Origin of the sequence: Aquimarina besae (assembly GCF_042434905.1) — a bacterium.
Taxonomy (GTDB): domain Bacteria; phylum Bacteroidota; class Bacteroidia; order Flavobacteriales; family Flavobacteriaceae; genus Aquimarina.
Genome location: NZ_CP170199.1, coordinates 2,737,862 through 2,753,648 on the forward strand (window position 1 = coordinate 2,737,862; position 15,787 = coordinate 2,753,648).

At 34.1% G+C, this 15,787-nt stretch carries 11 protein-coding genes; 7 read left to right on the forward strand and 4 right to left on the reverse strand.

Going from position 1 to position 15,787, the window contains the following annotated elements:
* Window positions 1-505: 505 nt before the first annotated feature.
* A complete protein-coding gene (locus tag ACE94K_RS11930) occupies window positions 506-3,220 on the reverse strand; it encodes a phosphoenolpyruvate carboxylase (RefSeq protein WP_378172343.1) in 2,715 nt (904 codons plus the stop codon).
* Between the two features lie 249 nt (window positions 3,221-3,469).
* Between ACE94K_RS11930 and ACE94K_RS11935 the strand changes: the two genes are divergently transcribed.
* Both ACE94K_RS11935 and ACE94K_RS11940 read left to right on the forward strand, forming a co-directional pair.
* Window positions 3,470-4,069, forward strand: coding sequence for a LysE family translocator (locus ACE94K_RS11935; RefSeq protein WP_378172346.1), 600 nt, complete (start codon window positions 3,470-3,472; stop codon window positions 4,067-4,069).
* Between the two features lie 57 nt (window positions 4,070-4,126).
* A complete protein-coding gene (locus tag ACE94K_RS11940) occupies window positions 4,127-4,627 on the forward strand; it encodes a DUF1761 domain-containing protein (protein WP_378172348.1) in 501 nt (166 codons plus the stop codon).
* A gap of 49 nt (window positions 4,628-4,676) precedes the next feature.
* On the opposite strand, the gene ACE94K_RS11945 is transcribed toward ACE94K_RS11940, so the two are convergent.
* Both ACE94K_RS11945 and ACE94K_RS11950 read right to left on the reverse strand, forming a co-directional pair.
* A complete protein-coding gene (locus tag ACE94K_RS11945; RefSeq protein ID WP_378172351.1) occupies window positions 4,677-5,690 on the reverse strand; it encodes a metal-dependent hydrolase in 1,014 nt (337 codons plus the stop codon).
* 2 nt (window positions 5,691-5,692) lie between these two features.
* Window positions 5,693-6,880: a hypothetical protein gene (locus ACE94K_RS11950; RefSeq protein ID WP_378172353.1), complete on the reverse strand. Its 1,188-nt coding sequence runs from the start codon at window positions 6,878-6,880 to the stop codon at window positions 5,693-5,695.
* A 267-nt stretch (window positions 6,881-7,147) separates the two neighbouring features.
* Between ACE94K_RS11950 and ACE94K_RS11955 the strand changes: the two genes are divergently transcribed.
* The 4 genes from ACE94K_RS11955 (at window position 7,148) to ACE94K_RS11970 (ending at window position 12,973) form a co-directional block, all read left to right on the forward strand.
* Window positions 7,148-7,573, forward strand: a complete 426-nt coding sequence (locus ACE94K_RS11955; RefSeq protein ID WP_378172356.1) for a response regulator — start codon at window positions 7,148-7,150, stop codon at window positions 7,571-7,573.
* Between the two features lie 326 nt (window positions 7,574-7,899).
* Window positions 7,900-8,310, forward strand: a complete 411-nt coding sequence (locus ACE94K_RS11960; RefSeq protein WP_378172358.1) for a response regulator — start codon at window positions 7,900-7,902, stop codon at window positions 8,308-8,310.
* A 131-nt stretch (window positions 8,311-8,441) separates the two neighbouring features.
* On the forward strand, window positions 8,442-11,141 hold the full coding sequence (locus ACE94K_RS11965) for a TonB-dependent receptor domain-containing protein (protein WP_378172361.1): 2,700 nt from the start codon (window positions 8,442-8,444) through the stop codon (window positions 11,139-11,141).
* On the forward strand, window positions 11,138-12,973 hold the full coding sequence (locus ACE94K_RS11970) for a YfiR/HmsC family protein (RefSeq protein ID WP_378172364.1): 1,836 nt from the start codon (window positions 11,138-11,140) through the stop codon (window positions 12,971-12,973). The genes ACE94K_RS11965 and ACE94K_RS11970 overlap by 4 nt, the downstream gene beginning before the upstream one ends.
* A gap of 56 nt (window positions 12,974-13,029) precedes the next feature.
* On the opposite strand, the gene ACE94K_RS11975 is transcribed toward ACE94K_RS11970, so the two are convergent.
* Window positions 13,030-13,251 (reverse strand): hypothetical protein, encoded by a 222-nt coding sequence (locus tag ACE94K_RS11975; protein ID WP_118457027.1) that lies wholly within the window; start codon window positions 13,249-13,251, stop codon window positions 13,030-13,032.
* An 887-nt stretch (window positions 13,252-14,138) separates the two neighbouring features.
* Between ACE94K_RS11975 and ACE94K_RS11980 the strand changes: the two genes are divergently transcribed.
* Window positions 14,139-15,779 carry a TldD/PmbA family protein gene (locus ACE94K_RS11980; protein WP_378172367.1) on the forward strand — a complete coding sequence of 547 codons (1,641 nt, stop codon included), beginning with the start codon at window positions 14,139-14,141 and terminating at the stop codon, window positions 15,777-15,779.
* Window positions 15,780-15,787: the final 8 nt, after the last annotated feature.

Here is a 15,787-nt window from a genome sequence, read left to right on the forward strand (position 1 = left end):
ATTTAATATTTCTTGCCTTAAGCATTTGGTATCTGGTTTACCCTATAATGACAGATGATAAAACTCTTCTTCTATAATTATGTGAGGTAACAAAAAGTTGTAAATAAGGATTTTATTATAGTTGTATTCTAGAAATAGTTTCAGTATCAAAAGATGATAAATTTAGTATTTATCGCTAGATACATAATGGCGTAAACTTTGTTAAAGTAAGTTCTGGTGTTACTAACAATACGTTTAAGCTAGTAAAGAATTATCCATTGAATTGGGGGAGTAGATTTTATTTATGTAAATAGGTGTAGCAAAGTCGGAGATATAAGGCAATATCCATACTGAAAAATTAAACTACCTAGTTTTATGCTAGGTGGTTTTTATGTTTTTTTTCAAATATTAGATAGCCAATAAATTTTAATATACCTATTAGCAAAGCGAACTGTACATCAGATGTAGAATTTTGATTAATTTATAGAATATGAGATCAGATCAAAGTTTTAAGATATTTAAATGATCAACCAGTACTTTTAAGTCCACCGGATAAAGCGTTAACCAGCATTAAGAGATGTAATAAGTATGTATTGCCAAGTTCTTTATCACTTTCTTTAATGCTTCTCCACTTTGTTAAATACTCTATTTGTATTTCGTGGAGAGCTTGTAAGGCGGTATTTCTTAATTTGTTGTTTTCTAGTTTTGAAATTCTCCTGGACTCTATTGGTTCACCCATCAGGTTTGCAATTTTTTGTAAGCAGGTAGAATGATCTGTAAGGATCAAATCCATAAGATCCTTTCTTGTATCGGGTTCTTCTACCAGATTTGCAAAACTTTTCATGATATCGATGTCAGAATTGAGCAGATTCGATTCAATTTGAATTAGTCGATATTTTAGGAATGACCATTCTTTAGCTAATTCCTTTAATCGTTCAAAACTATCAGGCTGTTGTTTTTGAAATTCTTCAAAAGCAGTTCCAACTCCAAACCATCCGGTAACGTTAAATCGCGATTGACTCCAGCTAAATACCCAGGGAATTGAGCGAAGATCATCTAAAGACCGTTGTCCTGTTCTACGCGCCGGTCTGGAACCAATTTTACTTTGTTCTAAAACATCAATAGGAGTAGCGCTGGCGTAAAAATCGATAAACTTTGGGTGATCTAATAACTTACGATATGTTTTTCGTGCCAAATCAACCAATTGATCCATCATCTGATAACGTTGTTGATCTTGGGTATCACTTAATGGAATCAGGGTTTGCCTTGCGGTCCCTGCAACAAACATTTCCAGATTATAGGATGCAGTAAGAAGATTGGCAAACTGATTTGCAATAGTTTCACCTTGTATGGTCATTTTAATAGTTCCGCTCATAGCTCCAGGTGGCATACTATCTAAAAATCGATGAATTTTTCCACCTCCACGGCTTATAGTTCCGCCTCGTCCGTGAAAAAAACATAGTTCAACTCCTAATTTTTTTGCAGCTTTCGTAAGGTTTTCTTCAGCTTTGTAAATATTCCATCGGCTAGTCAAAATACCACCATCTTTATTACTATCACTATATCCCAACATAACTTCCTGAATAAACGGGTGTATTGATTTTCGTTGTTTTTCAACGACAGGGTGTTGTAAATAAGCGGATAAAATCTCAGGTCCGGCAATTAGGTCATCAATCGTTTCTAAAAGCGGGACTACCGGAAGATGAGCATCTTCAAGACCTACTTCTCTTAATAATAAAAAAACCAATAACAAATCACTTACACTGCGTGTCATACTCACAATGATAGAGCCGATACCTTCTGTTCCAAACTGATCTACGTATTTTTTAACCTCCCGTAGATATCCCAGTACATTATCAGCCTCTGGTCCGCAGGAGGTTCCTGCTACCAAAAAAGGACGTTTGCTTTGGAGTTCTGTATTCAGAAATTCTAATCGTTTCTCCTCTTCCCACGAACCATAATCAGCATCTTCATAACCCGAAGCGATCAAAATTTGACTTATAGCCTTTTCGTGATAAGCACTATTTTGTCTGATGTCTAACTTGGCCAAATGAAAACCGAACCCCTGTATTATTCTTTCAACGGGAAACAGATATTGTTTAGCAATTCTAACCGCATTTAAATCAATAAGTATTTCACGTAGTTTTTTGAGTTCGTCTCCCAGATCATTTGATGATTTAAAATATGTTACTTCTCCTAACTCATCATGATCGTTAATTGTGTTTTCAAGTTTAATAAGGAGTAGATTTACAAATTGTCGTAATGGTTCTGATGGGTTCCGATCTAAAGCCTTTTGTCCTTTAACTCCTAATTCTTTGGCTGTATTTTCAATTTGGTCTAAAAAGGTTTGTGGGATGGAGGTTTGATACCCCGAAAAGCTAAGTTTTGCTGCCAATCCTATGAGTTGGTTTTGTGTCATTTTAAGTGCCTTTTTGCGGTGCAAGTGCAAAGTTGCGGCTGTAAACTCTGGAGTAACGAATGGATGCCCATCTCGATCGCCACCAACCCAACTACCAAATTGAATTACAGGAAAATGTTCTGGCCATTCGAGTAAAGATTCAGAAAAACCAAGAGCTTTCCACGCATCCAGTAGACGTTGATCTGTTAATCGTACAGCTTCCGGAAACACATTTTCAAAATAATGCATAAGATTATTTCGTTCGTCTTCAAGTCGAGGTTTTTCAAGATAAATTTCACCTGTACGCCACCATCTTTCTAGTAAGCTGATAATTTCTTCTTTGATCTTGGATTGTTCAGTAGTAGACCAGTTTGGATTTTCAATTTTTACTAATAACAAATACAACTCTCTGTGGATATCAAGAACTGTTAAACGTTTAGCTTCAGTAGGATGTGCAGTCAATACCGGAATTACGTTGATGAGACGTAATTTTTGGGCGATTTCTTGTTCATTGATTCCGTCCTTTTTCCATTGGTGTAAAGTCTCTGCCCAAGAACCTCGTGTTGATTGTAAGCCAAATTGCGTCTCGGTTTTTCGTCTGTATTGTGTTGCAGCATTTTCTTCAACCAAATTAAGAAGTTCAAAACAGATCCCAATAGCCTGTGTTAGTTTTTGATTTGAAATATTCTTTCTATCCGGAATTTTTTGATTGTCGAAAGGCAATGCTTTTGCTAGCTCTTCCTCTCCTATAGATATAAGCATTTGCTTAAATAAAGATATCAAAAAGTGAAAATCTACCTTTATTTTCTGGAGTCCCTCTTGCTGAAGTGATTCTTTTGTCATTGGTTTTTAGTTGGTTTTAAATGAAAATTTTGATAATGCATGTGGTTACATACTCTCAAAGGTAATTATCTTTATAGTAGTTATAAAATTATTTCTTCTAGATATAACATCCTACTGTGTTCGGTTCTTTAGGGAAAAGGTATATGCTGCTGTAAGTTTCACGTTTGTGAAACAATAGATTAAAAGGACTGTTACTAATTGCTCACTCACAAAAAAAGTATATTTGTCAGGTAATTGAAACTAATAATTATGCCATTTATTGAAGGTTTAGGTATTGGCCTGGCCATGATAATCTTTGTCGGACCTGTCTTCTTTTTATTATTGAATAGTAGTTTTCAATACGGAGTAAAAGCCGGAGTGGCTGTTGCTTTTGGAATTATAATAAGTGATATGATTTGTGTTGCTTTATGCTACTATGGACTTTCTTCTTTTATGACAGCAACACAAAATCAATTCTGGATAGGCATTATTGGTAGTATCATACTTTTTGGTTTAGGAATCCATTATCTTTTAAAAGAGGCTGTTATCATCGAGGGCGTATCATTGGCTTCTAAAAAGTTGAGTACTTTTTTTATCAAAGGATTTAGTGTTAATTTTTTTAACCCGTTTGTATTTGTGGTTTGGATGGGAGTTTATACATATGGAGAGGAAAAATATCTTGAAAAATCATCACTGATCGTATTTTTAATTGCAGTTTTAGCAGCAATATTAACTACAGATTTATTGAAAGTAATGCTTTCAAAAAAGCTGAAGAAATATATTTCGGCATATAGACTAAATATATTCTTTAAAGTTACCGGAATCGTATTATTGATTTTCTCTATTCGTTTAGCATATTTTATATGGTAGTGCTGACTGAATTTCATTTTCGTTATATTTGAGTAACAACTTTAAAAACAGACCAATATGGAATTTAATTTTTTGATCATGGCAATTGCCGCTTTGATACCTATGGTATTGGGGTTCGTTTGGTATAATCCAAAGGTTTTTGGAACTGCTTGGATGAATGCTTGTGGATTTACAACCGAAGATTTAAAGGGAGGAAACATGGCCGTAATATTTATCGTTTCTTATATCTTTAGTCTTATGTTGGCATCTATGCTTAATACAGTGGTAATTCACCAATTTGGTTTTTTTCAAACATTGATGAGTGAACCGGATTTAATGACAGAAGGCACAGAAATTTATCAATATGCACAAGATTTTATGAGTAAGTATGGTACAAATTTTAGGACCTTTAAACACGGGGCTTTACACGGTACTATGACCGGATTATTTTTTGCCTTACCTGTATTAGGTATAAATGCTCTATTCGAAAGAAAAGGATTTAAATATATCGCTGTCAACGTGGGGTATTGGACCGTATGCCTTGCCCTTATGGGGGGAGTAATTTGTCAATTCGCTTAAAATTCAATGATAATAAGAGTGTTAGGGTTTGAAATGTCGAACCCTTTTTTTATGGTTTATTTCCAAGTACTCGCGCAAATAGTTTTTTTAGCATAGGAGTAGCATCTTCAATAACGCGTTCTCTTTCTTTTGCTTTTAGTGTTCCGTTTTCATCATAATACAATTCATAACTAAAAACAAAGCGACTGGCATCGGCTCCCATTCCTAATTGTCCAAATCTAAGATCATTGAAGTACGTTTTATCATCATCTTTTTCGATAGTGTACCAACCTTCTGTAAGTTTTACAAGTCTGGGAATCAACGGATCCTCTTTTAAATCTCCTAACAAATGATGATTTTTTGGAAATTCGGTAAAGTCAATAAAATCAGGTTCATCGAGAAACGAATAATAACCGATAAGAAAAGAATCTTCGGTTTCTATATTAGCTGTCCATAGAATACTGTTAAGAGGAGTAGGTCGCGTTTGTATCTCCTTATACCGTAAATGCTGATTCTCCAGGTTGATGGTAAAATTACCTCTCGCACCTTGTTGAAGAAACAGTGTAATTAAAAGGTATATTGAGCTGCAATATAATCCCAGATGATTAAATCTTCGCCTTTTAGGGTGTGTTCGCTTATAAAACATAGCAATGATAAGAAACACCAAAAAGGGTATTGTGTATAGTGGATCAACTACAAAAATATTATTAAATGCTACTTTGTAATCCAAAGGCCAGAATAGTTGAGTTCCCCAGGTGGTAAATGCATCCAGAATAGGATGTGTAAAAAGTGCCAGAAACATCAATTTTGTCCAATCCTTCCAATCAGCTTCTTTATTTTTATAGAGTTTAGCAACTAACCATCCCAGAATCGGTGCCATAATAATGCTGAACAGGATTGAATGAGAAAACCCACGATGTAATTCGTTAGCTGTCACATTATCAAAAAACAATTTTGCCATCACATCCAAATCCGGAATTGTTCCGGCAATTGCACCCCAAAGCATGGCTTTATTACCTACTTTTTTTCCTATGGCCGCTTCGCCTACGGCAGCACCTAGAACTATCTGAGTTAATGAATCCACAATTAGCTTAATTGAAGTTTAAAAGGATTCCGTACTTCATATTCACTGGGAGAAATAAACTCAACCAAAGGTTTTAAAAGTTTATTAGAGATAGAGTTACCGTGTCGAACATACAATTTCATTTCCACGGGTTTGGCACCAACACAACTTTTAATAATCTCTGCGGTTCTCCCTAATCTTAATTCATCAACTTTCTTATCAATGGCCAGGTTCACATAGTCATATAACATTCGTTGATAAATATCGTGTGATTTATTAAATGTATAATCAATCCCTATATGATTTGCTTCCACAACATGATCTAATATGAAGGAAGTCGTGAAACCTACTAGTGTATCATATAGGAAATATGCTTTAAAAATGAAGGATTCGTTAAGTGAATTTTTTAAATTTCTGAAAGTTACAGCGTTTAGTTTTCCAATTTTGAAATCAGCGTTCTCCAGAACTGAAAGATATAATTTGTCAATTTCTTCCTTACAATTGTTTATATCCTCAGCTGTGAAATCTTTAACCGTAATATCAGCAGATTTTTTGAAAACTTTTTTGGCTCTGGTTCTGAATTTAGTTTTCATACTGGTGAGATAATCCTCAAAATTATTCCAGCTCGGTTGTACTCGCAACACCATATTTACATCAATCCTGAATTCTCTGAATTTCTGATCTTTAATATAATCACTTTGATTAAAGGATGTTGGCCAAAATTCTTTTAGTAAAATAAAAGAGGGCTTATCAGTTCTTTCAGTTTTTCTGATTTCTCGTAATGCATCTGATAGATTTTCAAAAGCCTCTTTAGCACTAATCTTATCAGAGTAAAGAAAACCGTGCTCTCCACAGGAAAATAAGTTCCCGCAGACCAATACCCTCACATCCATACTTTTCATAAACGTATTTTTGATAGCATCGCTTATTCTGCAAGGAAATTCCTGAAACTTTAAATCTTCTGTGTTAAATTTAATCAGTTGAGTTACAGCAATAGCTACAGCCTCATCCTGATTATAAAATACAATATATCGAAACCCTATAGTTTCTGATAAAGTATACTCTAGTGTATGAAGATAGTCCAATGTAAGAAAAAGATTATTTTTCTTATTTATGCTATTCCAATCATAAGATGGGATATCATTGGTACTATTAAATATTGAATAATGTAATGTGGTGGCTTTGCACCTGTTTTTTATTTTGTCAAGCATAAATCCCTTACAAATATTACGGACAAATAACTGTCCGAATCATTTCAAAAGTACATTTATTTTTAATAGTACTCTGTTAAACGATTCTCAATTTTGGCATATAGGATTTTGCGCTGCTTTATTTCCGTAATTTTAATACGGTAAAACATTTGATGTTGTTTTGTCGTTTAAATAAGGTTTTTGGACGAAAAGTGTTCGGGAAAGTCTGATTTTATGATGTATATGTCAAATAAGTTTAGTTCTTTTGAGTGTAATTGGAAAAACTTTATGGAGAAATCGATCACTAGTGTGCTTTTAATTGATGATGACAAAGCCACAAATTTCTTTAATGAAAGAGTAGTAACCAGACACAATAGTTTCGATAATGTAAATACGGTGCAGAGTGGGAAAGCTGCATTGGAATATCTAACTAATGTGAAAAACAATATGGCTATAAAACCAGATCTTATTTTCTTGGATATCAACATGCCCGCAATGAATGGATGGGAGTTTTTGGTAGAGTTTGCTAAATTGGACAAAAGTACTACCGAAGGAATAAAAGTAATTTTACTATCTACCTCTTCTAATCCAGATGATGTCAACCAATCCATAAAAAATCACTCGGTTGATGATTTTATAAACAAGCCCTTATCACTGGAGTTATTGGATAATGTAATAGAAAAGCACTTTGCAAAACGCACTTTAGAAAAATAGCATATTGATAACTAGTGTAAGAAGCTCGTGGAGATTTTTTTTTAATTAAAATAATTGCTCAGGTGTTTTTTGTTAAATCTTAAAAAGTAAATTAGGATATTAGTATTTTTTGTAGAACAAAATACACTTTGTCGTTAATTTTCGCGTTTAATCGATAAGGCGGTGATTAAAAATTTTTGATTTATAACGGAATATTCTAAAAGCTTTTTTATTGCTGGAGCTTATAAATAACCAATACTATTATCAGGAGTCATGAATTTACAGATAGTTTTTTATTTGCCTTAGCAAGGTAGTTTTAAAAAATTATTTTTACAGAAATATTCAAAATGGGGAAAATAAAACAAGTATTATTGGTGGACGACAGCAAAGCCACTAATTTTTTTAATAAAACCATAATTAATAAAAGCGATTGTGTAGATGAAATCTTAGTAGCCGAAAATGGAGCAGAGGCAATACAAATTATAAAATCGGGTACTATTCCTGAAATTATATTTTTGGATATCAATATGCCAATTATGAATGGATGGGAGTTTTTATCAGAAATCCAGAAACATAATGATCAGCTTAAGCAAACTATAGTGATTTTGATGATTGGGGCTCCCCTTAATCCTGAAGAAGAAAAGGTAGCATATGGCTTTTTACAAGTAAAAGAATTTAAAGAAAAAATGTTAACCACTAAAATAATCAAAGAATTAGCGAGGAAGTATTTTCATAAAGAATGCGCCTCTGTTCAATAACAATGACTTAATTTGTAATCGGCGATTAATGAAGTAAACATAAATTTAAAATATTTTTAAATAGTTTTTTCTTTTATAATTTAACGTGTCTAATTAAATAAATTACGTAAACCTAACCCCTCATTTTTAGCATGCGGTATACATTTATTTCTGTTATACTTTTTTGTTGTTTCACACAAATAAACTACTCACAATCCCGAGCTACAATTTCTGGTAATGTTTCTGATCAATTTGGTAGTTTGCCTGGAGCCAGAGTAAGTATTGAAGGCACAGATCAAAACACAACAACTGATGTTAATGGTAATTATTCATTTGATGTTGATGAAGGAGAATATATAGTATCCGCTGGATTTGTGATGTATAATTCTTTGTCTAAAACTATATCTGTTAAGGTAGGGGAAACGGTTCAGGTTGATTTTTTACTGGAAACAGGATTTTCTATGGATCAACCCATATCTTTGGGGTCTAGAGCAAAACCACAATCTTCATTAAAAACTACAGCACCAGTAGATATTATTTCTCCACAAGAGATTACAAGCTCATCCCAGATAGAATTAAGCCATATTTTACATTATCTGGTTCCTTCATTTCATTCCACTCACCAGACCATTGCTGATGGTACTGATCATATTGATCCAGCTACGCTAAGAGGGCTTGGGCCCGATCAGGTGTTGGTTTTGGTCAATGGAAAACGAAGACATAATAGTTCTTTATTAAATGTTAACGGAACCGTAGGTAGAGGAACAGTCGGTACAGATTTTAATGCAATACCCGTTGCTTCTATAGAAAGAATAGAAATACTAAGAGATGGCGCTACCTCTCAATACGGATCTGATGCCATTGCAGGAGTGATCAATATTATTCTAAAAAAGCAGACAGAAGTTATAAATGTAGATAATAGAGTAGGAATTACAACCCAAGGTGATGGTTTTACAACCTATTCTGCAGCTAATTTTGGATTGAAAATTGGAAAAGAAGGGTATATAAATGTAACAGCAGAATATCGAGACAGAGAATCTGTAAATAGAGCCGGGGATTATAATGGAACAGTTTATAATGAAGATCCGGTGGAAGATGAAAGACTCGTTCAGGAAAATAATTTTTTCAATCAGACAGGGTACTCAGGTCGTAGAGTGATGGAAATTGGTAGTGCTGCAACACAGAATCTCGCATTGGCATTTAACGGAGAAATTAAAATGTCTGAGAATGCTACGTTTTACCTTCAGGGAGGAAGAAATTATAGAGAAGGTATGGCCGCAGGATTTTATCGGTTTCCCAAAAATCAGGATAGAGTAGTACCCGAGTTATTTCCTAATGGTTTTTCACCACAAATATTAACAGATATTCAGGACGATGTTGTGGCAGGAGGAATTAGAGGCATTAAGAATGGGTGGAACGTGGATTTTAGTCATTCCATTGGTATTAATAGTTTAGATTATACGGTAAATAATTCGAATAATGCTTCCCTTGGTGTAGCTTCGCCTAGAACTTTTTATGCCGGCGGATTTAAGTATCAACAAAATACCACCAATTTGGATATTTCTAAAACTTTTGATTGGTTAAATGGGGTGAATGTGGCATTTGGAGCAGAACTTAGAGTAGAGAATTATCAAATCATCGCAGGAGAGGAAGCCTCATATATTGATGGGGGAAGCACTTACTTTAATAATGCAGGAGATGAGATACCTAGAGTTTCAGGAGCACAAGTGTTTCCAGGTTTTCAACCAGAGAATGAATTAGATCGTTTTAGAACCAATAGTGCTGCTTACTTAGATATAGAAACTAATATTTCTGAGAAATTGCTGGTAAAAGCAGCAGGAAGGTATGAAGCTTACAATGATTTTGGGGGTCAGGCTATCTGGAAACTTTCTGGAAGATATAGAATTAATGAAAATATGAGCCTTAGAACTGGATTTTCCACAGGGTTCAGAGCACCTTCTTTACATCAGGTCTTTTTTCAGAATATAAGTACTCAGTTTATCAATGGAGAAAGCGTTCAGGTAGGAACTTTTAATAACGAAAGTGCAGTAGCCACAGAAGCATTTCAGATTTCAAAATTAAAACCTGAATTATCAAAGCATTTTACTGCTGGTGTAAGTGGAAAACTAAAGGAAAATTTCACTTTTACCTTTGACTATTACCAAATTAGTATAGATGACAGAATTGTACTTTCTGGTCGATTTGCAGAAGGATATGAAGCCGTCTTGGAACCTTTTGGAGTAGGAGCAGCGCAGTTTTTTACAAATGCTATTGATTCCAGAACATCAGGAATAGATGCTGCTGTGGTTTACAAAACATCACTAGGCTCTGGTAAGTTGGATGCTTCTCTGGGAGCTAATTATACAGACACAAAGGTAAACGGGCGTATCAAAGTTTCTCCATCTCTGGTCGGGCAAGAGGATGTTCTATTCAATCGAGAGGAAATTGCAAGAGTAGAATCAGCTCAGCCTAATTATAAATTAAATACCTTAGTATCCTACGAATTCAATAAATTTCGTTTACAAATGGTCAACACATTATTTGGAGAAGTACAATTCATACATCCGGACGATGGGGATCAAGCCAATTGGGTATTCAATGAATTTAGTGGAGCTATTGAATCCAGGGATCAGACTTTTTCTCCAAAACTAACTACAGATCTTGCGATCTCGTATCAGATGAATGATTATGTAAAATTTACCCTGGGGGGAAATAACATTTTTAATGTATACCCGGATAAGCATAAGCATTCTGCTAACACAGAAAATGGTAATTTCATTTATAGCAGAAGGGTACAACAGTTCGGAGTGAATGGAGCTAATTATTATGTTCGATTATTACTAAAACTATGATAAATAGGTACGCTACTTCTCTATATCGTTCCATTTACGAGTCACTCAAACTGTTGGGATTATTTATTTTTCTTTTTTCCTTTGGTACTGCTAATATTTGTGGGCAAAACATGGATGATGAAGAGATTAAAAGAGTACAACGAACCATATTTATTTACAATTTTGCTCAACAAATAGGATGGCCTGAACTGGATGAAAAAGATACTTTTAAAATAGGTGTCTTGGGACCTGATCGAACTATTTTAGATCTGAAATCAATGGCTCAAAAACGGAAGATTTTTGGGAAACAAATTGAAATTATTCGTTTTCAATCTGTAAAAAGTATCAAAGATATTGAACTACTATATGTGCACAATAAATTCAATTACGATATAAACTATATTTTAAGGAAAGTATCTGGTAAGAATATTCTCTTGGTTACAGAGGATTATAACTATAAGACTTCTATGATCAATATGGTTAATGTTGGCAATTCATTTGAATATGAAATCAATGAAGAACGTATTACTAATGAAGATTTTGTTGTCGCTCCTTCACTCAAACAATATGCGATAACATCTTCCCAAAAGTGGAAAGGACTGCTTAAAACAACCGAAGATTCTCTGGAAAAGGCGCTGGATGAAAATAAAGAGCAAAAAGCGGTTATAGAAGAAAAGGAAAAGCAAATAACGCAGCAAAAGGAAAAGATAACCAATCAGGAAAGAGCTATCGATACTATTCAGTTTCGAATAAATGAACGGAATAAATGGATTGAAGAATTATCAATTGAAAGTAAAATACAGGAGAAAAAATATGAAGAAAAATTGCTGATAGAGAAAGAATTAGAAAAGAATATCCAAGATCAGCTTACATTCATTAAGGATCAAGATAAAAGGATTAACGACAGTGCAGAAGAAATCTTAAAGCAACAAGAGTATTTGGATCAGCAAAATGATCAAATCAAAAAACAGGAAGCCGTATTACAGGAGCAACTTTCAGAAATTGATAGTCAGAAGAAAATTAATTGGTCTTTGATTGCTTTGATCATAATTACCATTGTAGCTGGTTTTGTACTGTACAAAAATTACTTGAATAAAAAGAAGTTAAGTGCAAAATTACAGCAAAAGAATAAGGAAATACACGAGCAATCTTTAGTGTTAGCATCAAAAAATAAAGAACTGGAACAGTTTGCATACATAGCTAGTCACGATTTGCAGGAACCATTAAATACAATTTCCAGTTTTATTGGTTTAATATCAGAGGATTATGGAGATAGCTTTGATGAAGTAGGTAAGGAAAGCTTAGATTATATAAAGGATGCCAGTATCAGGATGAAAAAACTTATAGATTCCTTACTGGAATATTCTAGACTAGGCCGAACAAAAGAGTTTTCTAACGTGAATATGAATATTGTATTAAAAGAGTTAAAAGGAGATTTTAAGCATATTCTGGAAAGAACAAACACTGTAATCATGGCTAATGATTTGCCTATAGTTAAGGGTAATGAGATTGAGTTACGGCTTTTAATACAAAATCTCATTAGCAACGGAATTAAATTCACTCGTGAAAACACAATCCCTGAAATACAAATTGATGCGACACACAGATCAATCAATGAGCATACCAAAGGGTTTTGGGAGTTTTCAGTAAAAGATAACGGAATTGGGATCCCTGAGATTCATAAAGAAAGAATATTCGCTATTTTCCAAAGATTACATTCCAGAGAAAAATATCAAGGCACGGGTATCGGTTTGGCTCACTGCAAAAAAATTGTAGAATCTCACGGCGGTCAAATCTGGTTAGAATCAGAAGAAGAAAAAGGCACAACTTTTTATTTTACGATTCCTCAATAAAAGAGAAAAGTGAGGACACTAGAACTATCCAATAATTTCTCTTGATCCCTCTTGTTTTAAACTTCGGGCCTACCTTTAAGCCTTTTTTCAATCTTTTGTTTTTTGGCAGTAATGATTTTCATCATTTCCATGATCTCGGGATCTTTATTTTGTTTGTAGATTTCATTAAGGCTCAAAACGAGATCCTTAGCTTCTCTAGATGCTTCAACTCTATCACTAGTGGACATATTGCTCATACTTCTGCTCTCAAACTCACGTGCTTTCTCCATTAATTCCATAACTCAATATTTATTGTAAAAGTAAAAATGTTAATTACAGACCTCTCAAAATGAACAATTCTTATCCTATTTTAACATTTTCGGGGGTAAATATATAAAAAAAAAGGGCACATATACCAGCTAAACGATGACATAAGTTGATAGAGATATAGATCTTAATTATGTCAATTCTAAATAATCAGAATACTTTTTATGAAACTTTACCATTACTTCAGTTTTTTAACTTATTCATATCATGTTTTGCTAGTCTTCTCGATCTTTTTTTTGAAATAAAAATCCCATTGGAATTACTAAAAAAATGAAAAAATACCAGCCTGTTAGTAAACCAATAGCGGTAATGATTGATGCTATTAAAAGAATTATCCATTGCGTCCTTTTGTTTTTATACATTGCTCAATTGCTTTTGACTTTAAATTAAATGAATAATGATTATAAATGTCAGTAGGGTTTGTTTTCCTGTACTAAAATTATCTTATAAACGCTGAAATTAGATAGATTCAATCTGATTTTCAATATCCTTTAAAGAATCATGGTGAAATTTAACAAAAATTTATGCTTACGCTGTTTACGTGTTTTTTTAGTAATTTTTTGTCTGTTTTTGTAAGAATAATGTAATTGTCTTGATGATTCTATTGTATTGTATTTCAGTTTGTTATGTTTTTTTGGGTGTGTCGTATGGTTAGAGGATTTTTACCCTAAAAACCTTACAACACTCAAGGTTAGTCATATGGTACTTTGATTTAATTTTTCTACTTTTAAAGCTAACAGAAGTTAGTCTTGTTACCATACTATTATCTTTTTAACGGGGTTTGTATGATTATCAAGTAAATTGTAAGAGAAAGTTCATCAGACTAATTTTAATATTCACTCAATCAAAACAGAGGTTTATGAAACGTAGAGATTTTATTCAATACACAGGATTAGGTGCAAGTGCATTAATGATGCCTTCACTTCTCCTGGGAAATGATATTCCCGCTGAAGCATTGCTCAATCCGGGAATGGATGTTGCCATTAAGAAAAAAATGGCGGATGTTGCACTCAATACTGCAAAATCATTGGGAGCAACCTATGCAGATGCCAGAATTGGCAGGTACTTAAACCAATATGTATTTACAAGAGAAGACAAGGTGCAAAACGTGGTAAATACAGAATCATTTGGTATAGGGATTCGTGTTATTGTAAACGGCACCTGGGGATTTGCATCTACCAATAGTGTTACCGAAGACGGAATTAAAAAAGCAACAGATCAAGCGGTGGCCATTGCAAAGGCGAATTCAAAAATTCAAAAAGAAGAGGTAAAACTTGCTCCGGTAAAATCCCACGGAGAAGTATCTTGGAAAACTCCGATCAAAAAAGATTTTAAAGATGTTCCGGTTTCAGAAAAAGTGGACCTATTATTGTCTGCCAATGCTGCTGCCTTAAATAATGGAGCAAATTATGTGAATTCCGGACTATTCATGGTCAATGAGCAAAAGTATTTTGCCTCTACAGATGGATCTTACATCGACCAGGATGTACATCGTATCTGGCCAACATTTACGGTAACTGCTATTGATAAAGGTACCGGTAAATTTAAATCACGTCAGGCAATGAGTGCTCCTATGGGAATGGGATATGAATATATGGACGGATTGGCTTCTGAAAAATTAAAAGGCCCCGAAGGTTTAAATTTATATCGTAATAGTTACGACATTGTAGAAGATGCTACTATAGCGGCTAAACAAGCGAAAGCAAGACTGACAGCAAAATCGGTAGAAGCAGGTAAATACGATTTAGTTTTAGAACCAAATCACTTAGGACTTACTATTCACGAATCGGTAGGACACCCATTAGAACTAGATAGAGTTTTAGGATACGAAGCGAATTATGCGGGAACAAGTTTTGCTACCCTAGATAAATGGAAAACTAAAAACTTTAAATACGGTAGTGATATCGTAAATCTTGTAGCAGATAAAACCCAGGTTGGTTCCTTAGGAGCAGTAGGATATGATGATGAAGGAGTAAAAACCAAAAAGTGGGACTTGGTACGTAATGGTATATTAACGAACTATCAGGCAATACGAGATCAGGTTCACATGATTGATCAAAATGAATCTCACGGTTGTTGTTATTCTCAGAGTTGGAACGATGTTCAGTTCCAAAGAATGCCAAATGTATCTCTAGAACCGGGCAAAGAAAAATACTCCATAGATGATATGATCAAAGATGTAGAAAAAGGAATTTACATAGCAGGAAGAGGTTCGTATTCAATTGATCAACAACGATATAACTTCCAGTTTGGAGGAACCGTATTTTATGAAATCAAAAACGGAAAAATTGTAGGTATGCTAGATGATGTAGCATACCAATCTAATACGCAAGAATTCTGGAATTCTTGTACAAAGATATGTGACAAAGATGATTATCGAATGTTCGGATCATTCTTTGATGGTAAAGGACAGCCTTCTCAGATAAGCGCTGTTTCTCACGGAAGTTCTACTACACGCTTTAATGGTGTGAATGTGATCAACACAGGTAGAAAAATTTAATCACAGTC